This is a genomic window from Massilia sp. 01N410, assembly GCF_056399665.1.
Map to the genome: position 1 here is coordinate 269,410 of NZ_JBFTRV010000005.1, position 23,262 is coordinate 292,671.

Consider the following 23,262-nt stretch of genomic DNA (forward strand, 5'->3'; position numbering starts at 1 on the left):
AGCGTCAGACCAGGTCCGACGCCGCCCTGCTTAGGGATAGTGCTGGACGCACTTCTGGGTGCTGGCGATCAGCCAGTTCTGCTGGATCAGGTACTTCATGGTGCCGAAAGTCTGGTTGTACTTGGCGCCGTTCGATGCCAGCGAGGTGGTGCCGAAGTTCCACGCGCACTTGTCGCCGTTTTCCTTGCCGTCGTAGCTCGAGTACCATGCGTTCAGGTTCGGATCGGTGACCGTTTCCTCCAGCTCGTGCGCCAGCACGCTGGCGGCGCCGTCCGCGCCCGGGGTGTTGTTCGGGCTCGGGCTGGTCGCGCCGCAGGCCGAGGCGCACTGGGTTTCAGCGTTGCCGACGAAGGCATACTTGATGTCCTTGCCGCCAATCGAGGTGTGGTCATGCCAGCCGCAGTACTGGGTGCAGAAGCCCGAAGTCGCGGTGGTCGAGTGGTCGGTCAGCACGACGTAGACGCCATTCGGATCGGATGGCAGCTTGCCCGAGGTGATCGCATCCGACACGATCGAGGCAATGTTCGCATCGGTCAGCTGGGTGCCGTAGGTGCCGGTATTGGTGGTGCTGCCGGCCAGCGTCACGCTGTTCTGCACGTGCACGTTCGCGCTGTTGTAGTAGGTCGTGTTGATGTTGAAGTAGGGCGAACCGCCGATGTGCTGGCCGAGGTTGGTCAGCACGTTCTGCGATGCCGCATCCCACTGCGAGCCGTACCAGATGTAGTACATATTGGTCGGCGCCACCATCACCGGGCCGCCGTGCAGGGTCAGATTGGAAATGCTGGCGCTGCGCGAGGCACCGCCTGCCTGCCCGTTCGAGTGCTGCATCGCGACATTGTCCAGCTCCCCCCAGCCTTTGCCGGTCGGCTTGAACTGGGAATTCGGCGTTTCCTTGACGGTTTGTGCGTGAGCAGCGAAAGCACATGCCAGGCCTGCCGCGAGCAGGCTGAGTTGACGGCTGAATTGCATTTTTTCTCCGTTTCGATCTTTATTGAAATAATGGCGTCCCGGTTGGGACGGTCTCCAACCCCGCCAGCCAGGGCTGTTGGCCCTGGCCGTGACGGTTTATCCAAACGACAGGCCGACCTACGGACGTGCGCCGGCCTGGCGCTCGAATGCCTTGCAAACCCGCCTGGGTAAACAGGCGGATGCGCGAAACTTTGTGTGACGGAGGTGCTAGCGCGGCGGCAGCGGAACGTGCGCGCGCGAATGGGAAAGCGGAAGGGAAATGCGGTAAGGCCGAGCTGGGGAACGCAACACGATACGACTCCTCCTGTTGAACCGGCGACTGAAATGTTAAAAATCCAGTCTACGAGACAAGTGATGAGCTCGCAACAAGCGCAACATTACGGTTTTGTAATGTTGCAAAAAACAACAATCAAAATAAAATCTGATGTAAATCAATGTTGTAGATCAATGGAATCATGTATTCCGTTCACGCGTACGCGCGCAGCGTCTGACTTGCAGACGGGCAAATGTGAAATTTTAATGAAGGAAAGAACGCCGTCGCGGATGCGCCGGCGTAGGGTCGCGCCGCCCGGACCGGCGTCCGGACGGGGTCTGGCGGAGAATGAAGGATTACTTGGCCGCGTCCTTGTGCGCGTCAGCCACGGCCTTGGCGGTCTTCTCGGCAGCCTTGTTCTGTGCCTTGGCCTTGTCGGCATTCGCGTCCACGATCTTCTTCTGGGCCTTTTCGTCGGCCTTGATCATGGTTTCCTGCGCGTCGGCATGGGCTTCGGCGATTTTCTTCTCGGCCTTGGCCGATGCCTTGGCCTTGTGTTCCGGGTCGGCCTTCGTCACTTTGTCGTTGGCGTCGGCGATCTTCTTCTCAGCCTTGTGCTGGGCCTTGGCCTTTTTCTCGTTGGCCTTCTGGGTAGCCTTCGAGATCTTCTCGTCCTGCTTCGCGATTTCCTTGGATTCCTTCTCGTTCGCCTTGGCGATGTCCTTGTCGGCCTTGGCGTCGCCGGTCGAGGCGGCGGTCTGGCCCATGCCACTGGTGCCGTGGGCCGGCGAGGTGGTGCCGACCACGGTGGTGCCCGGTGCCGGGGTCACGCCGTTGGCGGTGGCCGGGGTCATGCCGGTAGCGGTGCTGGTGGCGGTGCTGTTGGTCGGGGTACCGGTCGAGCTGGTGCTCTGCGACTGGGTCTGAGCGTACACCGAGGTGGCGAACAGGCCGGCGATCAGGGTGGCGAGCAGTTTATTCATGGGGTTTCTCCTATTCCGTATATGGTGAGACGACGCAGTTGCGTCATGGCTTTTTATTAATTCGAGTTAACAGAATAGGCCTTGGGCCGTATTGACTCTGTACGACAGCGCACACAGCCCAAGGAAGTGTTGTTAAAGTTGTTACGAAAGATCTCAGCGGTTTTCGGTGTCGCCGCCAGCCTCCCGGTTGGCTGCCTTGCGCCTGGATTTTTCCTTGACCTCGGCGCGCTTCTCGCGGCCTGCCTCGACCGAATGCACGGTCTTCAGGCGCGAGCCCGGCGGCTCCTTGACCTTGGTCGTGTTCGACTTGCGGACTTCCATCTCGGCCTTGGTACCGGCCTTGCCGCGCCCGCCGGTCGCCTTGGCGTCCTTGGCCGTGCTGTTCGGCGCCGTCGTGTTGGTCGCCTGGGCGTTGACGTTGTCCGCCTTCTCCGGCGAGACGCCGATCACGGCGGTACTCTTGCTGGTGACCTGGCCGGCGCTGTTGACGCCTGCCGCCTGCTCGCCGGTAACGCCATGCGCGCTGCCGGTGGTCGCGGTACCGTCGGTGTGCAGGCCGGTGCCGGAGACGCCGGCAGCGGTCGAGTTATGGCCCGACACCGCCTGGCCGATCGGCGCCGTGTTGGCGCTGCTGCCGGCCTGCTCGCGCGGCTGGGGTTTGACTTGCGTCTGGGATTGAACCTGGGCCTGGGCGGATGCCGCCAGCAGGCCGCAGATGATGGTGGCGAGGAATGTTTTCATGTTGAGTCCCGTTGCTTTAGGTAAGCAACGAGCATAGGAGCCGGCGCCCCCGCCATCTGTTCGGCAGCGCACGATTCGGCGCGATGCCGCTCCAACGCTTATTTCGCCGGGCGCGCGTACAGGTCGATGATCTCGCTGATCCCGTCCTGGCACACCGGGCAGAACTGCTCGCTGCGGTCGAACATGATGCATTGCATGGCCGGACGGTAATAGCCGCTGGCCTCATAGTTCGCGCCCTCGAAGGCGCCGATCGCGTTGCGGTACTGCGCCTTCGAGAACAGTTCCTTCGTGTGCACCAGGTCTTCCCTGAACAGGGCGCTCATCTCGGATTCCGGACGGTTCGCCGCCCGCAGCGCCGCGCGCCGCTTCTGGTACTCGCGCGAATAGGCCTCGTACTCTTCCTTCGGCCACGGGGTCGGCAGCGGCGTGCCGGCCTGCACGTGTTTCTTCCATTTCAGCTTGCCCGGATCGCGCAAGGCGGTCGCGTTCGGCTCCCACGGCTCCATGCGCGCGCCGCTCGACTGGTAGGCCACCGGCGAGGTGTAGTACTCGTCGGCCAGGCCGGCGAAATGGTGGCCGAACTCGTGCACGAACAGGTAATTGGCCCAGTCGTTGCTGGCCGCCGCCGTGCTGAACTGGCCGAAGATCCCGCCACCGCCATAGGTGTCGTTGTTGACCAGGATCTCGATGAACTCGTAGGGCGCGTACTGGGCGATGTCGCGCAGCGCGCGGTTGTCCAGGGTCAGCACATAGCGCTCGCTGCCGAAGATGTCGTAGCGCGTTCCCAGCGCCGATGCGTGGTGCACGCCGGTCGAGGGCCGCGTGATGCCCGATTCCTGGGTCGGCACCGCCATCGCCCAGACGTTGAAGTCACTGGCGCGTTCCTTGAACGGCGACACTTCGAACAGGTGCTTCGACAGGCGCCGCGCATCGTCCTCGAACTTCTTCATGTCCTTCTGGGTATAGCCGTCTCCCAGGATCAGCAGGTCGACCTTCTGCGGCGACGGCCCGCTGACCTTGATCGGGATCGGTTTCGCCGGCGCCGGCGGCTGGCTGCGCACCACGTCCTGGGCCTTGGTATCGACCTCGACGCTCCACGCCACCGAAAACTCGTTGCGCTCGTCGCGCTTCAGGATGCGCACGGCTACCTTCCGGTCGGGCTGGGGAAAGCGCACCGATTCATGGAATCCACGGCTGAGCTTGTTCGCCTCCTCGGTCGTCTTCCATTCACCGAACACGGTGGAAAAGTCACGCGAGTACAGCAGGTCGCCGGTCCTGGCATCGGCTACTTCGAGGCGGTTGTTGCCGCGATTGGTGTTGTCGAAGGGCTGGGACATGTCGCCCGGCCAGGGCAGCGGCTCGATCAGCACGCGCTCGATGGCGTATTGCTCGGACAGGGCGTTGCCGCTGTGGGTGTAGTCGAGGCGGACGGTGGCGGGTTGCTGGGCCGTGGCGGCGCCGGCGGCACTGCCGCAGGCGAGGGCAAACAGGGCGGACAGCAGACGTTTCGAAGCGGGGGACATGGTCTTCCTTGCAGCTGAGAATCATCGAATTGTAAACCTGTCTATCCACTGCGGCATGCCCTCCTGTCATTTAACGCAGGATGACCCGGCCCGATTTCTCGGCAAGAATGGCCAGCACGCTTACTGGAGAACACGATGCCGCGCCACTTCCTTGCCCTTGCCGCCCTCCCCTTGCTGTTCCTTCATCAGGCGGCCCATGCGCAAGCCTGCACCAGGCCCGGCCAGGCCATCGACGAAAAAGGCTTCGTGCCCATCGGCGGCATCGAACAATGGGTGAGGATCAAGGGAAGCAGCTGCGCCAACCCGATCGTCCTGATCGTGCACGGCGGGCCGGGCAATCCGACCACGCCGTGGGCCGATAAGGTCTACAAGGGGTGGGAAAAGGACTTCACCATCGTCCAATGGGACCAGCGCGGTGCCGGCAAGACCTATGGGCGCAATCCGATGAAGGATGAAGAGCCGCTGGTGGTCGAGCGCCTGCGCGACGACGGCGTCGAGGTGGCGCGCCATGCGGCGCGGCGCTTCGGCAAGCGGAAGGTGATCCTGATGGGCGGATCCTGGTCCTCGGTGCTGGGCGTGTATATGGCCAAGTCGAATCCGGAGATGTTCTGCGGTTTCGTCAGCAGCGCCCAGGTGGTCGGCAACGCGCTCTCGCAGCGCGGCAGCTACGACGCCACGCTGGCACTGGCGCGCGCGGCCGGGGATGCGGATTCGGTCAGCAAGCTGGATGCGATCGGGGCGCCGCCCTGGACCGACCCGCGCAGCCCCGGCATCATCCGCCGGATCATGCGCAAGTACGAAGCCCTGGGCACGGAGCCGGCGCCGAAGGCCTGGTGGACGCCGGACCCGGCATATGCGACGCCGAAGGACGAAGCCGATTACACGGCCGGCGAGGATTACTCATGGCTCCAGTTCGTCGGCCTGAAAGGCGACGGCATCTCGTCGAAGATCGATTTATACAAGCTGGGGCCGAAGTTCGCGCTGCCCGTCTACATGGTGCAGGGCGAGCAGGACCTGCTGACCATGCCGGAACCCAGCAAGCGCTACTTCGACTTCATCCAGGCCCCGCACAAGGAATACGTGCTGGTGCCGCGCGCCGGGCACGATCCGAATCCGCCGATGGTCGATGCCCAGTACCGGCTGCTGAAGAAGATCGGCGACTGCCGCTGAGATCAGCTTCCGGACTTGCCGGCGTGGCCGCTGTCGTTTTCGGCCACCACGGTTTTCAGCACCTTGTTCAGCGACGCCAGGTTGTTGTCGAGGTTGTCGTAGGCCGCCACCATCCGCGCCGCCAGCTGGTAGATTTCCTGCGGATTCGCCGTGCCCATCTCGGCCTTGCTGAAGGTGTCCAGGAGACGCGGGGCATCGAGGAACATCAGTGCGCCGCTATAGGTGTAGGTGCTGGTGTCGCGGATCGCCCCGTAGGCGCCCGCATAATTTTCGAGCGCTTCGCGGGGCAGCCAGGTGACTGCCTGGTTGGCGACCGCCGCCTCCCATGCCTCGCGGTGCAGGGTGGGCGTGTCCAGGTCCAGGCGCATCATCTCCGCCCATTCTTTCTTGAAGCGTTGCATCAGTTCGGCATCGTCGGTCTTCGCGCGTATCCCCGCCAGCAGCTGGTCGCGCGCCTGGTGGAGTTGCTGCCGCTTCTTCTCGTTGTGCTCGAGCGCGGCATCCACTTCCTTGATCGTGCGGCGCAGCTCGGCGTTCATTTTGGCGCTGGCTTCATGCGCGAGGTGGCGGTGATGCATGGCCTCGAAGCCCTGCTCGAGCGCGAGCGCGGTCAGGATACTGATGACGATCATCACGTACTCGCCGCCGAACTCCTTGAATTTCTTCGCTTTGGGGACTTCGAAGTGCATAAAAAGTGATATGGAATAGATGACAAAGCAACAATCTATCCCAATATTTTCTTTTATGCAATTATTGCGGCGACTTGTATTGGTAGAGCGGCCGCCGGATCAGGATCGGCCGGATGTCGAGCCGCAGGTTGTAGATCGAGTAGGCATCGGTCGATGCCGACGAGTAGCCGACGCTGTCGGCGGCGCGGGTAAAGCGGAACTCGAAGCCGAGGTCGGGCTGGACGCCGTTCGGGCTGCCGAGCGTGATGCCGATGGCTTCCGGCTGGTCGCTGTCGATCAGCTTGCTCATCAGGTCGACGACGGTGGAGTTGCCGAGGATATCGGCGGTGAACAGGGGCTCGCGGTAATACGGCCGCGAGGGATCGAGCTTGCCGTCGGCCTTGTCTTCGGAGGGCGTGAACTCGTGGGTGACGATGTTGAAGCGGTCGCCATTGTCGAGGTAGCTGACGCGGACGTTGCTGACGTTGAAGGCGCCCTCGCGCGCGTTGGCGGCGGACAGGTCGAGCACCAGCGCGCCTTTGTAGCCGATCACCTCGACGTCGCGGTTCGGCAACACCACCATGGCGGTGTCCTCGTCGATGCCCAGGCCCAGCTTGTAGCCCTTGGCCAGCATGGCCGGCAGCATGCGCGCGAAGCGGCCGCGCACCAGCAGGTGCTGGTCGATGAAGACGTCGTCGCCGACGAAGCCCAGCCCATCGGTGATTTCCTTGCCGTCCTCGATGCCCAGCTTGAGCGTGGCCAGCACGGCGCGCGGGCGGCCGAACATGGTGCTGCTCATGATGGCGGCGCCGGCGCTGGTGCCGGCGATCACGCCGCCGCGCCGGTACATGTCCCACAAGGCATCGAGCACGCGGGTATTGCTGCCGTCTTCATGACGCAGGGCGCTGGTGATGCGGATCTGGTCGCCGCCGGCGAAGAAGGCACCGCCCGCGGAACGCACCAGCTCGGCCAGCTTGGGATCGTCGGCGGCAGCATGGTAATCGCTGCCTGCCAGCTTGACGGCCACCGGCACGAAAAAGGCCTTGGCGCCATAGCTGTTGAGGCGGTCGACCAGGAACTTGCCGGATTTTTCGGGATAGCCCGAGGCTGAGGCGAACACGGCAATGCGCGCATCCTTGCCGCCGGCCAGTTGCAGTATGCGCTCCCAGACCGGGGCATTCGCCGGACGCAGGTTGCCGCCGATGATGACCAGCGATCCCTTCGGGGGCGTGGCGTTGGAGGCGGCGCTTGCATCGGCGGCCGATGCGAACTGGACGCTGGCGAAGGCCAGCATGACGACGACGACACGCAGTGCGAGCCTTAACATGGACTCCCTTCCAATCTTGACCGTTGGAACAATCGTAAGCCTGATTGCAGAGGCCCGGCGCCGTGTTGAGCCGTGTTAGGTCAGATAAATGTTCGGGGAGTAACGCTCCATCACGGTTTCCGGGCGTTGCGGCGCAGTGAAACCGAAGCGCTCATACAAGCTGTGCGAATCCGTGGTGTTGAGCGTGAAGCGGCGCAGGCCCTGCAGGCTCGGATGCTCCAACACGATGCGGAGCAGCTGCTTGGCATAGCCCCGCCCGCGGTACTCGGGAACCACGAAGACGTCGCAGAGGTTGGCGAAGGTCGCATAGTCCGTGACCACCCGCGCGAAGGCGATCTGACGGCCGTCGAGGTAGCCGCCGAAGCACAGCGAATTTTCGATCGAGCTCTCGACCACCTTGCGCGAGATGCCCACGGCCCAGGTCGAGTTTTCGCTGAGGTAGCGATAAATCATCGGCACGTCCAGGCGCGTGCGATCGGTACTGACCTGGAAACTGGAGTCGTTGGTAGTAGTAATCATGGGACGGCGTCGATCGGCAACTCTGGTAAAAAAACCAATTCTAGCGCCGTTCGCGCCGCCAGGGTCGATTCAGCCAATCGTGCGCTGCCCCATCGTTCAATGACTGCTGAGGTAGCGGTCCGGCAACGGCAAACGTTCGTCTTCCGCGCGCCACAGAACGTTCACGACCCACCAGCGCTTGCCATCGTTGTAGAGCTGGATGCTGTTGATGCCGCGCTGGAAAGGCTTGGCGTCGCCGGCCGCGTGGCGCGATTCATAGGTACTGAACACGTGCACGATCTGGCCGAAGGTCTCGGTCGTGCGCGCCGCTTCCCTTTCGAAAAAGCCCACGCTGGCGAAGGCCTTGGTATTGCGCGCGATATAGTCTTCGACACCCATGCCGCGCAGGACGAAGCTGCCGTCCGGGCGCGCGCCGACGGCCATCAGGCGGCCTTCCGGTGCGAACAGCGAACGCATGCGATCCCAGTCGCGCGGCTTGCCGGCCGGGCCGGAAATCACGTCGTACAGTGCGGCGACGATGCCGTCCACGCTCTCGACGTCGGCGCTGCGCGCCTGGTAATTCGACGCCGGCACGGCCGGGGTAGCAGGTGCTGCCGGTGCCGCCGCAGCAGCAGGGGGCGCCGGTGTTGCCGGGGTCGCCGCCGTCTGCGCCTTGGCGCTGTAAATGCCGCCGACCGCTACCGCGATCGCCACCGCCACGAGTGTCCAACGCTTCATGCCTGTCTCCTTATCGTTATCAACAGGCACATCATCCCGCATTTCTTTCCTAAAGTCATCGCCCCAGCGTTGGGGGAAGGATTGGGGAAGCAAAGCGGTGCACAGTTTATAATCAGGGATCCAAGGAACTCCCACACCCCTCCTCCATCATGACCGCACAACTGTCCAAAAAAGCGGAAGCCTGGTCGGCCCGCTTCTCCGAACCCGTCTCCGATCTCGTCAAGCGCTATACGGCCTCCGTATTCTTCGACAAACGCCTGGCCCTGTTCGACATCCAGGGCTCGCTGGCCCACGCCGAGATGCTGGCCGCCCAAGGCATCATCAGCGAACAGGACCGCGCCGACATCGAGCGCGGCATGGCCCAGATCCGCAGCGAAATCGAAGCCGGCCAGTTCGAGTGGCTGCTCGACCTGGAGGACGTGCACCTGAACATCGAGAAGCGCCTGACCGAACTGGTCGGCGACGCCGGCAAGCGCCTGCACACCGGCCGCTCGCGCAACGACCAGGTGGCGACCGACATCCGCCTGTACATGCGCGCCGCCATCGACGACATCGTCGCCCTGCTGAAAGGCCTGCGCGGCGCCCTGACCGACCTGGCCGAACGCAACGCCGACACCATCATGCCGGGCTTCACCCACCTGCAGGTGGCGCAGCCGGTGACCTTCGGCCACCACCTGCTGGCCTATGTCGAGATGTTCGGCCGTGACGCCGAGCGCATGGCCGACACGCGCCGCCGCGTGAACCGCCTGCCGCTGGGTGCCGCCGCCCTGGCGGGCACCACCTTCCCGATCGACCGCCTGCGCGTGGCCAAGACCCTGGGCTTCGAGGACGTCAGCCACAACTCGCTCGATGCTGTGTCTGATCGCGATTTCGCAATCGAGTTCACGGCGGCCGCCTCGGTCTTGATGATGCACATCTCGCGCATGTCGGAAGAGCTGGTCACCTGGATGAGCCCGCGTGTCGGCTTCATCGACATCGCCGACCGCTTCTGCACCGGTTCGTCGATCATGCCGCAGAAGAAGAACCCGGACGTGCCGGAACTGGCGCGCGGCAAGACCGGCCGCGTCTACGGCCACCTGATGGGCCTGCTGACCCTGATGAAGGGCCAGCCGCTGGCCTACAACAAGGACAACCAGGAAGACAAGGAACCGCTGTTCGACACCGTCGACACCGTGCTGGACACCCTGCGCATCTTCACCGACATGGCTTCCGGCATCTCGGTCAAGGCCGAGAACATGCGCGCCGCCGCCCTGCAGGGCTATGCGACGGCCACCGACCTGGCCGACTACCTGGTCAAGAAGGGCCTGCCCTTCCGCGACGCCCACGAAGCCGTGGCGCACGCCGTGCGCGCCTGCGACGTGGCCGGTTGCGACCTGTCCGAGATGCCGCTGGAGCGCCTGAAGGAGTTCTCGCCGCTGATCGAACAGGACGTGTTCGCCGTGCTGACCCTGGAAGGCTCGGTGGCCGCGCGCGACCACGTCGGCGGCACCGCGCCGAACCAGGTCCGCAAAGCCATCGAACGCGTGCGCGGCCAGCTGGCCGACTGAGCAGGACCTTCAGCCGCCCCGCTTGCCGCGTCCGCGCTGGAGGGCCGCCTTGCACAGGGCCTTCCAGCGTGACCGCTCGGCGATCCGGTCGAGCGGCGTCTGCCCGGCGCGGCGCACCTCCCTCAGCAGTTTGCGGTAATTGCGCAGGCGGGCGGCGTCGACCGCTCCGCGTACCGCGCATCGCGGCTCGCTCTCGTGGCTGCAATCGCTGCGCTGGCGGCGTTCCGCCAGCGCAGCGATATCGGTGAAGGACAGGCCGGGATCGTCCTCGCCGGCGTCCGCTTGCCATGCGCGCAACCCGGGGGTATCGACGATGCAGGCGCGGATTGCTGGTTGAAGCCGATCGGCCGCAGGGCCGGGTAATCGAGTTCGATCATGACGATGTGATGGTTCCAATCTGATGAACGCACAGGCGTGCGCATGCCGTCTGTCCCAATGGGACGGACGAGAGTCGAGAATGGAAGGTCAGCGCGCGGGACGCGCCAGGAACATCGCCGGGATGATCAGCGGGTCAGGCGGCCGACCGGAGGACGGTATCAGGCTGGTTCATTTGTCGTCTCCTCCGGTGGTCATTGAAAGCCGTCAGTCCGGCATCCGCTCTTTCGAGCGTCAAGCCCGGTGCGCGAGCACCGGGCTTTTTTCAACCTCGCGGCATCAGGCGTGGCCGTCCGGGGCGAAGGTGGTGCTCATCACACCGACCAGGCCGATCTTCTCGGCCGACTCGGTGAACTGCAGCAGCACGCCGCCGCGGTCGAGCGCACCGCTGGCCAGCAGCTTGGTCCAGCCCGACACTTCGGCCTGGCTGGCGTCGCGGTGCATCGCGACGTGGTACAGCTCCTCGACGAACTGGGTGTCGCTCATCTTGCCGAAGCGCGCCTGGGCTTCAGCCGAGTGGACGAAGCCGTCCGCGATCGCCGCCAGCGAGGCGCCGGCCTCCGAGCGTCCCAGCCAGTAGTTGATGCCGTCCACGTCCGCCGAGCGGCCGAACAGGGTGTCGTACATGCGCACCAGCGTGCCGTAGTCGGTGGCGCCGACGTCGATCTGGGACACGCCCGGCATCGCCATCTTCTCGGCCGAATCGGCCACTGCCAGGGCCACGCCGGCGCGGGTCAGCTGACCGCTGGCGAGCGCGCCGGTCCAGAAGGCCAGGCCGCCCGCATCGGCGGTGCGGCCGAAGGTGTGGACATACAGCGCCTGCACGAAATCGGCATCGCCGGCCGACTGCTGCGCGGCATTCGCCGCCAGGATGTGCTGGGCCACCTGCTCGAGCGTGGCGCCGGCCTTCAGCTCCGACATCCAGCCCTGCACCGCCGCCGACGACGCCGCCGTGCCGGAAACCGCTTGGGCCAGGCGCATCACGCTGCCCTGCGGCGAGGTATCGGCGTGCGCATTCATGAAGCGCAGGACCTCGACGTTGGCGACCACGTCGGTGCCGTCGGCGCCGCCATTGAGATGGGTGAACACCAGGTTGCCATCGCCGTTCACGCGCAGCGAATAGTCGGCGCGACCGCCGCCGACCATCTGCACGGTGTCGACGCCGGTGCCGCCGTCGATATAGTCGTTGCCTTCACCGCCGAACACGACGTCGTTGCCGCCGTCGCCGTAGATATGGTCGTTGCCGCCTTCGCTGCCGACCGTGTCGTCGCCGTCGCCGCCGTGCAGGGTATCGTCGTCGGCGCCCAGCACGATGTACTGGCTGCCGCCGTCGGCCCACACGGTCTGCGAGCCGGCGCCGCCGGTCACGCGCACATTGCCGACCACCGCCGCGAACGACACGTCCTGCAGCTGGATCTCGGAACCGGAAGGCAGCTGGTGGGCATCGATCACCAGCGCCGACAGGGCGCCGCCGGCGGATGGCGCGAGGCCGGAGATCACCACCGGCTGCGCCGCCGTGCTGCCGGCGGCAATCGTCGGCACCACGGTGTGCACCAGCAGGTTGGCGCCGGCCGGAAGGCTCGACAGGAAGCCCGAACCGCCTCCCGTCATGCTGGCCTGGTCATGCGAGCCGCTCGCGGTCACGCCCTTGATCTCGCGGATCAGGTTGGTGAGCGCATCGTTCACGCCCACCGGCGCCGCGGTGCCGCTCACCTGCAGGCCGACACCGGTCGGCACCTGGGCGCTCAGCAACGGCTTGCCGTCGCCGCCGGCCACCAGCGGCACGTCGGCCACGCTGTTGTTGCCGACGCTCTCGACGCGGCCCGGCTGCACCACCGGAATGGTGATGACCTGGCTGCTGCTGCCGTCGCCGTTGCCGCGGCTGTCGGTCACCACCTGCACGCCGTCGACCTCCTTCGCCGGCGGCGGCACGTCGGCCACGCTGACCTGCAGGGTCTGGATATCGCTGCCGTAGGCGTCCGACGCCTGGACCCGGACTTCGTAGACGTTGTCGTGGCCGGCGTCCTGCGGGAAGTCGTAGTCCGGCACGGCCTTGAAGCGCAGCACGCCGGTCACCGGATCGACGCTGAACAGCGCGGCATCGTCGCCGCCGACGATCGCGTAGTTCACCGGACCGGTGGCGCTGGCCACGATCTTGGTCACCTCCTGCTGGCCTTCCAGCACGCCGATCCTGGCGAGCGGCGCGCCGCCGTTGCTGCCGATCAGCGGCGCCACCTTACCAAGGCCGCCCGGATCGACGATGCTGCCGTTGGCCAGGTGGTCGCTGTCATACACGCCGCCGTCGGTGAGCGAGAAGGTGATCTTGGTCTTGCTGCCGACGTTGACCACCGAGGTCGCCAGGTTCACCCAGTTGTTGGCGGCATCCTTCTTGAAGTAGCCGTTGACGTTCAGCGTCTTGTCGACATAGATGCTGACTTCGGCGCTGCCGCCCGGCGTGACGTTACCGATCGTGAAGTCGAACTGGCCGGCCGGCATCTTGACGTTGCGCGGCAGGCCGGTGGCGGCCGGCAGGCTGGATACCGAGCTCAGGGTCAGGCCCGGCGCCGTCTCGATCGTCGCGTAGGGCGCGTTGGCGACCACGGTCGGCAGCGAGGCCACGTTCAGCTGGGCGCTGTCCGGGATGCCGTCGCCGTTGCCGTCGCCAAAGCCGCCGTGGGCGCCCGGCACCGCATCCTCGATGCTGTTCGGACGGCCGTCGTTGTCGATGTCGTCGTCGTTGACGTCGGCCACGCCGTCGCCGTCGAGGTCGGCCAGGATCTTCACCGACAGCATCTGCTTGTCGATGCCGCCCTTGCCGTCGGCGGCCATCACCTCGACTTCGTACACGTTGTCATGGCCGCTGTCGGCCGGGATTGCTACCAGCGGAGCGCTCTTGAAGCGCAGCGCGCCGCTGGCGGCGTCGATCTGGAACAGCCCGGCGTCGGCGCCGCCGCTGATGCTGTAGCCGATGGCGTCGGCATCCAGGTCGGTAGCGGTCACGGTGGTGACCACGAGCTGCTTCTCGGGCATCTCGATGGCCGCGGTGGCGCCGCCGCCGTTGCTGCCGATGACCGGCGCCGCATTGAACGAGGTGGTGTGCACCGCGCCCGTCGTGAAGCCGCCCTGCAGCTGGTTGCCGGCGATGTCGGCGATGCCGGTGCCGGCGGCCTTCAGCTGCAGCTGCAGGCTGCCGTTGCCGGCGATGCCGTCGACCCGCACGACATAGCTGGCGCCCGAACCGCTGATCGAGGCGATGGTGCCGCCGGCCGCGCCGGTGGCGCCCAGCGCGAAGTCGGCGGCGTCGATGCCGCTGACCGCTTCGTTCAGGGTGACCGCGAACTCGACCGAGGTGGCGTTGGCGGCCGGCGTGCCGACCAGTGCGATCGTCTCGATATGCGGAGCGACGGCGTCGACCCTTACGTTGGCGCTGTCGGTGCGGACGGTGGCGTTGCCGGCATCGTCCAGCACCGTCACGGCGGCGTTGCGGCCCGCCGCGTCGAGCATGCCGGCGCCGATCGTCCAGCTGGCGCTCCAGACACCGTTCGACCCGGTCGCGGCCACCGAAGCCGGGCCGCCGAACTGGCTGAAGTCGAAACTGGCCGAGGCCACGTCGGCATTGCCGTCGAGGGTGTTGCTCCAGACTGCGGTGACGACGTCGCCGATGCGGTACACGCCGCCGTTGCCGGTAGCGCCCGAGATCGACAGCGCGGCATCGCTCGCCAGCGGCGCCTGGTTGTCCAGCACGACGTTGGCGTTGCCGGTATGCGTGGTGCTGTTGCCGGCGAGGTCGGTGACCGTGATGCCCGCATGCAGGGTGGCGGCATCGATGAGGCCGGCCGTCACCTGGAAGCTGGCCTGCCAGACGCCGCCGACCAGGGTCGCGGTGGCGGCGGCCGGGCCGCCGAACTGGCTGAAGTCCACCTTCACGCCTGCGGTATCGCCGTTATGGTCGCCCGTGGCGCCGTCGTTCCAGGCCACGGTGAGGGTGTCGCCGATGCGGAAAGCGCCGTTGCTGCCGGTGGCGCCGCTGACCGCCAGGGCCGCGTCGCTCACGACCGGCGCCTGCGTGTCGCCGCCGAAGTGCAGGACGTTGGCGCCCGCCGTGTTGGCGTTGCCGGCGGCATCGAAGAACTTGCCGGCATCGATGGAGATCGTGCCGCCCAGGTTCTGGGCGCCGCTGTCCGGGGTGAAGGTGGCGTGATAGACCCGGGCGTCGTTCTGGTCGACCGCCAGGTTACTCAGGGTGCCGCCGCTGACCTTGACCGAAGCGGCGCCGAATCCGACCGGCGCCTCGCTGAAGCTGAAGGTGACGGCGGCAGTCTCGCCGGCCTTGAACTGGGTGCGGTCGGTGCTCAGCGTCACACCCGGCAGCGCGGTATCGCCGCCGATCAGGACATTGCTGGTGCTGGCCACGTTGCCCAGGCCGTTGACGTCGGTGAACTTGCCGGCGCCGACCGAGATCATGCTGCTCAGGTTCTGCGTATTGTCGGCCGGGGTGAAGGTCGCACGGTAGATGGTGGGGTCGTTCTGGTCGACCGTCAGGTTGCCCAGGCTGCCGCTGCCGGCGCTGACGCCGACGTCGCCCAGGTCGAAGCCGGTCGGCGCCTTGCTGAAGTGGAAGGTGATGGTGGCGGTGTCGCCGGCCTTGACGCTGGCCTTGTCGCTGGCGATGGTGACCGTCGGCGGCGTGTTCACCGTGATCGACAGGACTTTTTCGAGGCTGTTGCCGGCGGCATCGACGGTGCGCACGCGCACCGATTTCGCGCCTTCGCTCAGGGCCGAGGCATCGATCGCCTTCAGGCTGTTGCCGGCGATTTCGAATGAAGCGTTGTCGGCGTCGCCGGCGCCGGCTACGAGCGTGTAGGTGAAGCTGTCGCCCGGCGTCGGATCCAGCGACAGCAGCTGGCCGACCTCGGCGTGCGCGCCGTCAAGGGTGGTGATGCTGGACTTCGTCAAGCCCAGGTCCAGCGGGGCGATGCCGTCGACCACGATGGCCTTGTTCGCGCCCAGCGAGCCGGCCGCGCCCTGCGCCGGCAGCACCGGCACGGCGGCGTTGCCGGCGCCATCGAGGATGCTGCCGCCGTTCAGCTGCAGTGCGAGGGTGCCGATGGTGTCCAGGTCGGGCGAGAAGTCGCCCGGCTGCACCGTGTACTGGAAGGTCAGCACATTGCTGCCGCTGCCCGACTGGTAGACGGCGGCGTGGTCGATACCGGTTGCCATCAGCAGCTTCGGCGTGCCGGTGACGGTGACGCTTTCCGAGAACGCCACCTGGATCGAGATGACGTCGCCGGCCTTGTAGATCCCGTTCGCGGTGGACGAGCCGATGCTGGTCACGACCGGCAGTGCGGTATCGCCGCCGATCAGGACATTACTGGTGCTGGCCACGTTGGCCAGGCCATTGGCATCGGTGAACTTGCCCGCGCCGACCGAGATCAGGCTGCTCAGGTTCTGCGTATTCCCGGCCGGGGTGAAGGTCGCACGGTAGATGGTCGGGTCGTTCTGGTCGACCGTCAGGTTGCCCAGGCTGCCGCTGCCGGCGCTGACACTGACGTCGCCCAGGTCGAAGCCGGTCGGCGCTTTGCTGAAGTGGAAAGTGATGGTGGCGGTGTCGCCGGCCTTGACGCTGGCCTTGTCGCTGGCGACCGTCACCGTCGGCGGCGTGTTCACCGTGACCGACAGGACTTTTTCGTAGGTGTTGCCAGCAGCATCGGTGGTGCGCACGCGCACCGATTTCGCGCCTTCGCTCAGGGCCGAGGCATCGATCGCCTTCAGGCTGTTGCCGACGATTTCGAACAGGGCATTGTCGCCGGCGCCGGCGCCGGACACCAGGGTGTAGCTGAAGCTGTCGCCGCTGGTCGCGTCGGTCGACGACAGCAGGCCGACCACGGCATGCAAGCCGTCCAGGGTGGTGACGGTGGCGTTCGACAGGCTCAGGTCGGTCGGCGCCAGGCCGTCGATCACGATGGCCTTGTTCGCGCCCAGCGAGCCCGCCGCGCCCGGCGCCGCCAGGTCCAGCACGGCGGCATTGCCGGCCGCATCGGCGATGCTGCCGCCGTTCAGCTGTAGCGCACCAGTGCCGACGGCATCGAGGTCGGCCGTACGGTCGCCGGCCTGCACGGTGTACAGGAAGGTCAGCACATTGCTGCCGCTGCCGGACTGGTAGACGGCGGCGTGATCGGTGTCGCCGGTCTCCAGCAGCAGTTTGGGCGTGCCGGTGACGGTGACGCTTTCCGAGAACGCCACCTGGATCGAGATCACGTCGCCGACCTTGTAGGTGGCGTTCGCGCTGAGCGAGGTGATGCCGGTCACGGTGGGCGCCGTCTGGTCCAGGCCTTCCATGCTGAAGAGGACCGGGGCCGAGGTGGCGCCGTCGCCGTCGTTCACGGTCAACATGAAGGAACGGGCGCCGGCGGTCGGTGCTGAATAGGTCAGATAGCCCAGGATTTCATTGATGGCGTTCGCGGTCGCATTCACCGTCGTGAATTCGATCAGCAGGTTGTGGCCGTCCTGCCCGTCCAGCAAGGCGTTCACGCGGCCGATTTCCGCGCCCTGGAAATACAGCGTGCTGCCGGCCGACAGGGCGCCGGTGACGTTGGCGCCCTGGTCGAGCACGAAACTGCCGTCGGTCGCGCCTCCAGTCTGGATGATCATGAGACTGCCGCCGAGGAAGTCGGGCGAGTCGCTGTCGTGTACCTGGGCCTGGTCGGGGCCGCTGTTCTGGAAGTCGATGTAGGACCCATCTCTGACCGGATTGGTGCTGCCGGCGATAAAGGTGCCATGTTCACCGTTTAGGCCCGTAATCACGGGCGCGGTATTGCTGACCAGGCCGAAGTCGGCCGAGGTGCCGGCGCTGTAGTAGATGTTGCGCAGGCCATCGGCTTCCGCAACCACGACGATGTCGCCGCCGGATTTGACGATGAAATTACGCTCGTTGAACGATTGCGAGCTACCCTGCAAGCTCAGCGCGGGGAGGTAGGCTTCGCCCTGGTAGCCATGGGTCCAGGTGCTGCCGTCCTTGCGCATCACATAGATGTCCGTGGTGCTGTTATCCAGCGCCCGGGAATTGACCAGCATGTAGGCTTTGCCGTCGGCATACTGCATCTGGCCGACGAGATCGGTACGCGCTTCGTTCAGGGCCAGGGTCGGCGCACTCCAGCTGCCGCCTTCATTGCTGACGGTGAAGATGTTGGTGCCGGTGGTCACGTTCGACGCATCGGCGGTCCTGACCGCGTAGCCGAGGTAGAAGTGGCCCTGGCCGTCTCCCGTCATCGAATAGGCGGAAGTCAGGTTGTCGGCCAGCTTTTGCGGCGCCGACCAGCTGCTGTCGTTCGGCCCCTTGGAAATGTGGTACAGGTTGCCGTAATAGGTGTTCTGGCTGTCTTCGCGCACATAGAAGACGTGCACGGTACCGTCGGCATCGACCGAAACCGTCGGCTTTTTCAGCTCGTCGGTGGCGCTCAGCGTGGTCACCAGTGTCGACGTGGACCAGCTCGTACCGCCGTCGCTGCTGCTCGCGAACTTGATGTTGTAGGTAAACGTGTTGCTGTCAGTGTAGTTGTACACGGAGTACAGTTTGCCGTTGGCGCCGGCCGCGATGACCGGGTCGTCGTAATTCTTCCAGCCGTTCGGATCCGAAGCCTGTTCGATCAGCTTGACGTTCCAGTTTCCGTTGCCCGGGTCGTAATCGGCAAACTTCACGCCGCGCTGGGAACCGATGTTGTCGCCGTTAATCGCCTTGCTATGCCTGAAGAGCAGATCCAGTTTGCCGTTCGCATTGACGGTCAGCGACAGGTCGTCCGAGAAACCGGTATCGCCGGTATCCGCGATCGTCAGACGCTTCAGTTCGGTCCAGCCGTTGCCATTCCACTGCTTCAGCGAAATTGCCGTGCTGTCGATCTTGTGGGCGAGATACACATTGCCCTGCGCATCCTTGGCCATGGCGCTGAAGGCCCAGGTATTGGCGCCGTAGGCATATACCGTGCCCTCATTCAGCGCCAGCGTCGCCGCATAAGCGCCGCCGGCCGCGCCCATCGCAGCGGCCGTCTCGACCTGGCCGACGCTCGCTTCCAGGTTCCAGTCGCCGCCCGCAGCCGTGCCGCCGGTCGGGTTGGTCGACGCGGCCACGTCGGCGCCGGTGGCGGCGGCCAGGGCGTGCAGGAAGGTGTCGCCGACGGTGCCGGCGCCGGTGTCGCAGCCGTACACGAGGATGTCGCCGTCGCCGTTCAGCGAGCTGCCGATGCCGGCCAGGGCATCGGCGTGGGCCGCGATATAGCCGGCGTCCAGCAGGGTGCCGCCGATCTGCAGCGCACCGGCGGCGCCATGTCCGATCAAGTGGACGGCGTCCAGGTCGCTTCGTCCCGCCAGCGCCTGCGCGATCTGCGCCGTGCCGTCGAGGGCCGGATCGAGCACCACGACTTCGATTCCCTCGCGCAAACCAAGGATGAGGTTTTGAAGATCCGGCAGGTTTCCGCTGACGAATGCGATTTCGTGACGCGCTGCGCCGGTTCCGGTTTGATCGGTCATAGTTCTCTCTCAGGAATTTATTGTTCTGCTTGGCAATTCTTGCCATGAAAGGCGACATATTACCTACAAGACACAACGGAAACTTCACAATGATCGTGAACTTTGGAAAACTGAGAGAGTGTGTTGCTACGTAGCATCAATGTGATGACAGATAGTCCATAGTCATATGCATGTCACGCGTGGTATCTAAATACCCTGCGCGCGTAGAATCGTCCACGAAAAGACATCCGTGGAGGCTGCAATGCACCGCTACAAAAACCTGGGCGGCGACTCCGGCGTGCTTGCCTACGACATCGACGCCGGCCAGATCATCGTGCAATTCAGGAATGGCGACCGCTACCTCTACACCGAGGACAGCGCCGGCGCCGCCAACGTCGCGAAAATGCAGGAACTGGCTATCGCCGGCCGCGGCCTGTCCGGCTTCATCAGCCAGCACGTGCACGACCGTTACGAACGCAAGGTAAACTCCGGGCGACTCTACTAAGAAAGCAAACAGTGACCCAAGCATTCCGGACCGACCTGCCGCAGCGCAGCTACGCCGCCTTCCTGTTCGACATGGACGGCACCATCCTCACCTCGATCAAGGCCGCCGAGCGGGTCTGGGGCCAGTGGGCCAGGGGGCATGGCCTGGACGTCGAGGCTTTCCTGCCGACCATCCACGGCAAGCGCACCGAAGAGACCATCCGCGGCCTCGAACTGCCGGGCGTCGATCCGGTGGCTGAGGCCGCCTTCATCACCCGTGCCGAAATCGAGGACGTGGCCGGCATCGAAGCCATCGAGGGCGCCGCCGCCTTCCTCGACAGCCTGCCGCGCGAGCGCTGGGCGATCGTCACCTCGGCCCCGCGCCTGCTGGCCGAAGCGCGCATCGCCGCCGCCGGCCTGCCGATCCCGGATGTGCTGGTGGCGGCAGAGGACGTCGAGCGCGGAAAGCCGGCGCCCGATCCCTTCCTGCTGGGCGCGCGCAAGCTGGGCGTGGCGCCGGCCGACTGCCTGGTGTTCGAGGATACGCTGGCCGGCCTGAGGTCCGCCGAAGCGGCCGGCATGGACAGCATCGTCGTCACCATCACCCACGCGCATCCGCTCGACACCGGGGTGACGGCGGTGCGCGATTATGCGGATCTGCGCGCGGTGAAGACGCCGGACGGCCGGCTGGGCGTGGCTTCAGCCGCCTGAGTCGCGTTCGACCGGGTCGCGCTCGGCACGCTCCGGATGAACGCCATCCTGCTCGCCATGGTCGGCGATGTAGACGCGCGGAGCCAAAGTCTCGGCCTCGATCGGCAGCGGCGTCGTGGCCGGGGGCGCGTTCTTGTCGCGTTTCGGATACGGCGTGCCGTCGCGGCGGGTATAGCTGTCGGTGCTGCCGTCGTACAGCAGGTCGATGTCCGGGTAGGTGGCCCTGTCTTCCTTGCTGCGCGAGCCGACCACCAGGAACAGCGCCGTGCCCCAGCCGCGGTTGACCAGGTGATGGCCGTTCGGCCGGCCGGCCGGGAAGGCCGCGCAGTCGCCGGCGCGCATCAGGGTTTCGCCCTCGTCGGTGATGAGGGCCAGTTCGCCGGACACGACCATGACGAATTCGTCCTCGCGCGAATGCCAGTGGCGCTGCGAAGAGGCGGCGCCCGGCTGGAGCTCCACCATGTTGACGCCAAACTGGGTGATGCCGCCGGCGTCTCCCAGCGCCTGCCGGCTGCGCCCGCTGACGGCCTCGGCGAAGGGATCGGGATAACCGGTGCCGGTCATCACGGGGATACTGCTCAGATCTAACCGCGACATGGACGCTCCTTGATGAAGGTAAGAGACAGGTGACAGTGTATAGTAGCCAAAAAGCCGGAACCACACGCATGTCCACGCAAGCAAACAGCCAGCAGGCTGCCATCCTGCAGTCCCCCAACAAAGTCAAGCTGATCGACGCCGTCGCCGGCGCCGGCAAGACTACCACGCTGGCGATGGAAGCGCGCCAGGCCTGCGAGGGCGGCTTGCCCGAACGCGCGATCCTGGCCCTGTGCTTTTCGCGCGGCGCGCGCCTGCGCTTCCATGAAAAGCTGAAGGAGGAAGTCGGCGAAGACAGCGCGACCTTCGTGATGACGGTCGAGGACTTCGCGCGCCAGCTGATCGAGGACCTGGCCGAGAAGGGCCGCATCGGCCGCCCGGTGGTGCACCAGGACGTCGAAGGCATCCGCGGCGAACTGGTCGACGCCGCCGCGCGCGTCTGGCAGCGCTACCAGGAACAGGGCATCCGCAGCGACTTCAATTTCGGCCTCGACGAGAACAACCAGCACCTGGACGACATCGCGCGCCGCCTGGCCCAGCTGAAGGCCGCGCTGGAAACCCGCGCCTTCGCGCCCAAGGACGCCGAGTCCCACGACGACGACGATACGAACGACGGCGACGATGCCGACTACGACGAAAGCGGCGACGGCGACTTGGCCGGCCAGCCGGACCCGATCGCGGACATCATCCGCGAGTACGAGGCGCAGCGCCATCCCTACCCCGAGGAATTCCGCTGGCAGGGCCCGAACGATGCCGTCGCCGACCTGGTCTACCTGCTGCAGCGCCAGCCGGCGCTGGGCCAGGAGCTGCGCCGCTGGTCGCTGTACCTGGTCGACGAATGGCATGACGTGAACGCGGCGGAGTTCGAGCTGCTGGCGCGGCTGCGGCGCGGCGCGCGCCTGGTGGTGGCCGGCGACAAGGACCAGACCATCAACCGCGACCGCGGCGCCGACCCTGTCTTTTCCGGCCTGCGCTTCATGGCAGCCTACCGTCCGGATGCCAAGCGCTTCCCGCTGGGGATGTCCTACCGCTTCGGCAAGGACCCGGCGCTGCTTGCCGACGGCCTGACCCACAACGGCTGCGAAGGCCGTCCGGACCGCGACACCGTCGTGCGCCGCATGCGCTACGATCCCTCGCAGCCGGGCGACTGCGCGCGCCTGGTGGCCGAGGCCATCAAGGAAAGCCTGCAGAAGGGACGCCCGAAGCCGAGCAACCGCGACTTCGCCGTGGTGCTGCGCGACGTCGACCAGAGCATCGAGATCGAGACCGCGCTGATGGAAGCGAAGATCCCGTACAAGTGCGACGGCTTCGAGACCTTCCTGCTGCTGCCGGAGATCCTGCTGCTGCGCGGGATCCTGCACTACGTCAGCAACGATTACTCGGCCCTGCACGGCCGCGCCCACGCCGACACCTGCGTGCAGATGGTGCTGGCGCTGTCGCGCTACTTCTACCTGACGCGCGATCCCAAGCACTGGAAGCTGGAATGGGCCGAACGCCGCTCGGTGCTGGCGTATGCCCAGGACGAGGTGAGGCGCACGCCGGAAGTGCTGAAGAGCTTCTTCGACGGCGCCCTGCTGCGCGAGACCGAGTTCGACAGCCCGCAGGCGCGCCAGTCCAAGAACCTGATCCGGCCCGTGATCGAGAAGATGGCGTCGATGGCCGGGACCGCGAGCGCACATGAGCTGCTGACCATGCTGCGCGACCAGGTCGACCTGCACGACGCCACCAGCCGCGCCTTCGTCAGCCGCGACCGCGTCGCTTCCGCCCGCCGCTCGATCGACGCGTTTTTACGCTTCGCTTCGAGCCACGGCCAGGTGCCGGCGGCGCAGTTCCTGGCCCTGCTTTCGCAGATGGAAAACGATGTCGCGCTGGTGCGCAGGTCGAAGAACGCCAACAGCATCGGCACGCGCCGCAGCCTGGTGCGGGTGACCACCATCCAGGCGGCCAAGGGCAGGGAGTGGCCCTATGTGCTGATGCCTTTCCTGGCGCAGGACGAGTTCGTGCGGACCAGGGATGCGACCAATGAGGTGCGGCATCTGTATGTGGGGTTGACGCGGGTGATGAAGGAATTGGTGCTGTTCGAGCCGGATGAGGGTTTGGGCGGGCGACGGCTGGCTTATCTGAGTTAAGCCGTAGACGTCGTTCCCGCCTTCGCGGGGACGACGTTCATACGCAGCGGG

Annotated in this window: 16 protein-coding genes; 5 read left to right on the forward strand and 11 right to left on the reverse strand. The window is 65.7% G+C overall.

Annotated features, from left to right (window positions below):
• Window positions 1-30: 30 nt before the first annotated feature.
• From AC1DOP_RS09415 to AC1DOP_RS09430, 4 genes are all read right to left on the reverse strand, one after another.
• Window positions 31-969, reverse strand: a complete 939-nt coding sequence (locus AC1DOP_RS09415) for a hypothetical protein (protein WP_441934587.1) — start codon at window positions 967-969, stop codon at window positions 31-33.
• A 609-nt stretch (window positions 970-1,578) separates the two neighbouring features.
• Window positions 1,579-2,205 carry a hypothetical protein gene (locus AC1DOP_RS09420; protein WP_441934585.1) on the reverse strand — a complete coding sequence of 209 codons (627 nt, stop codon included), beginning with the start codon at window positions 2,203-2,205 and terminating at the stop codon, window positions 1,579-1,581.
• A 153-nt stretch (window positions 2,206-2,358) separates the two neighbouring features.
• Window positions 2,359-2,946: a hypothetical protein gene (locus AC1DOP_RS09425; protein ID WP_441934583.1), complete on the reverse strand. Its 588-nt coding sequence runs from the start codon at window positions 2,944-2,946 to the stop codon at window positions 2,359-2,361.
• A 98-nt stretch (window positions 2,947-3,044) separates the two neighbouring features.
• Window positions 3,045-4,469: an IgA Peptidase M64 gene (locus tag AC1DOP_RS09430; protein ID WP_441934581.1), complete on the reverse strand. Its 1,425-nt coding sequence runs from the start codon at window positions 4,467-4,469 to the stop codon at window positions 3,045-3,047.
• A 135-nt stretch (window positions 4,470-4,604) separates the two neighbouring features.
• On the opposite strand from AC1DOP_RS09430, the gene AC1DOP_RS09435 reads away from it, so the two are divergent.
• Complete coding sequence (locus tag AC1DOP_RS09435; RefSeq protein WP_477250838.1) at window positions 4,605-5,639, forward strand: alpha/beta hydrolase; 1,035 nt, start codon at window positions 4,605-4,607, stop codon at window positions 5,637-5,639.
• Window positions 5,640-5,641: 2 nt separating this feature from the next.
• On the opposite strand, the gene AC1DOP_RS09440 is transcribed toward AC1DOP_RS09435, so the two are convergent.
• The 4 genes from AC1DOP_RS09440 to AC1DOP_RS09455 all read right to left on the reverse strand — a co-directional run bounded on the left by AC1DOP_RS09440 (window position 5,642) and on the right by AC1DOP_RS09455 (window position 8,870).
• Window positions 5,642-6,328, reverse strand: a complete 687-nt coding sequence (locus AC1DOP_RS09440) for a hypothetical protein (protein WP_477250839.1) — start codon at window positions 6,326-6,328, stop codon at window positions 5,642-5,644.
• 61 nt (window positions 6,329-6,389) lie between these two features.
• Window positions 6,390-7,634 (reverse strand): cyanophycinase, encoded by a 1,245-nt coding sequence (locus tag AC1DOP_RS09445; RefSeq protein ID WP_441934576.1) that lies wholly within the window; start codon window positions 7,632-7,634, stop codon window positions 6,390-6,392.
• A 75-nt stretch (window positions 7,635-7,709) separates the two neighbouring features.
• Window positions 7,710-8,153, reverse strand: coding sequence for a GNAT family N-acetyltransferase (locus AC1DOP_RS09450; protein WP_441934574.1), 444 nt, complete (start codon window positions 8,151-8,153; stop codon window positions 7,710-7,712).
• 96 nt (window positions 8,154-8,249) lie between these two features.
• On the reverse strand, window positions 8,250-8,870 hold the full coding sequence (locus AC1DOP_RS09455; protein ID WP_441934572.1) for a hypothetical protein: 621 nt from the start codon (window positions 8,868-8,870) through the stop codon (window positions 8,250-8,252).
• A 149-nt stretch (window positions 8,871-9,019) separates the two neighbouring features.
• On the opposite strand from AC1DOP_RS09455, the gene argH reads away from it, so the two are divergent.
• Entirely contained in the window at window positions 9,020-10,417 is a 1,398-nt protein-coding gene (gene argH / locus AC1DOP_RS09460) for an argininosuccinate lyase (protein WP_477250840.1), read from the forward strand.
• Between the two features lie 9 nt (window positions 10,418-10,426).
• Here argH and AC1DOP_RS09465 read toward each other — a convergent pair whose 3' ends face one another.
• Window positions 10,427-10,714 carry a ribosome small subunit-dependent GTPase A gene (locus AC1DOP_RS09465; RefSeq protein WP_441934568.1) on the reverse strand — a complete coding sequence of 96 codons (288 nt, stop codon included), beginning with the start codon at window positions 10,712-10,714 and terminating at the stop codon, window positions 10,427-10,429.
• A gap of 357 nt (window positions 10,715-11,071) precedes the next feature.
• Window positions 11,072-19,315: an Ig-like domain-containing protein gene (locus tag AC1DOP_RS09470; protein ID WP_477250841.1), complete on the reverse strand. Its 8,244-nt coding sequence runs from the start codon at window positions 19,313-19,315 to the stop codon at window positions 11,072-11,074.
• A gap of 241 nt (window positions 19,316-19,556) precedes the next feature.
• Here AC1DOP_RS09470 and AC1DOP_RS09475 point away from each other — a divergent pair, with 241 nt between their 5' ends.
• Together AC1DOP_RS09475 and AC1DOP_RS09480 are read left to right on the forward strand one after the other, a co-directional pair.
• Window positions 19,557-19,799, forward strand: a complete 243-nt coding sequence (locus AC1DOP_RS09475) for a hypothetical protein (protein ID WP_441934565.1) — start codon at window positions 19,557-19,559, stop codon at window positions 19,797-19,799.
• Window positions 19,800-19,810: 11 nt separating this feature from the next.
• Window positions 19,811-20,488: an HAD-IA family hydrolase gene (locus tag AC1DOP_RS09480; RefSeq protein ID WP_441934563.1), complete on the forward strand. Its 678-nt coding sequence runs from the start codon at window positions 19,811-19,813 to the stop codon at window positions 20,486-20,488.
• Here the strand turns inward: AC1DOP_RS09480 and AC1DOP_RS09485 are convergent.
• Window positions 20,477-21,085 (reverse strand): cupin domain-containing protein, encoded by a 609-nt coding sequence (locus tag AC1DOP_RS09485; RefSeq protein ID WP_441934561.1) that lies wholly within the window; start codon window positions 21,083-21,085, stop codon window positions 20,477-20,479. The genes AC1DOP_RS09480 and AC1DOP_RS09485 overlap by 12 nt on opposite strands.
• A 68-nt stretch (window positions 21,086-21,153) precedes the next feature.
• Here AC1DOP_RS09485 and AC1DOP_RS09490 point away from each other — a divergent pair, with 68 nt between their 5' ends.
• The gene (locus tag AC1DOP_RS09490) at window positions 21,154-23,211 is read left to right on the forward strand and encodes a UvrD-helicase domain-containing protein (RefSeq protein WP_477250842.1); all 2,058 of its coding nucleotides are present in this window, start codon (window positions 21,154-21,156) and stop codon (window positions 23,209-23,211) included.
• Window positions 23,212-23,262: the final 51 nt, after the last annotated feature.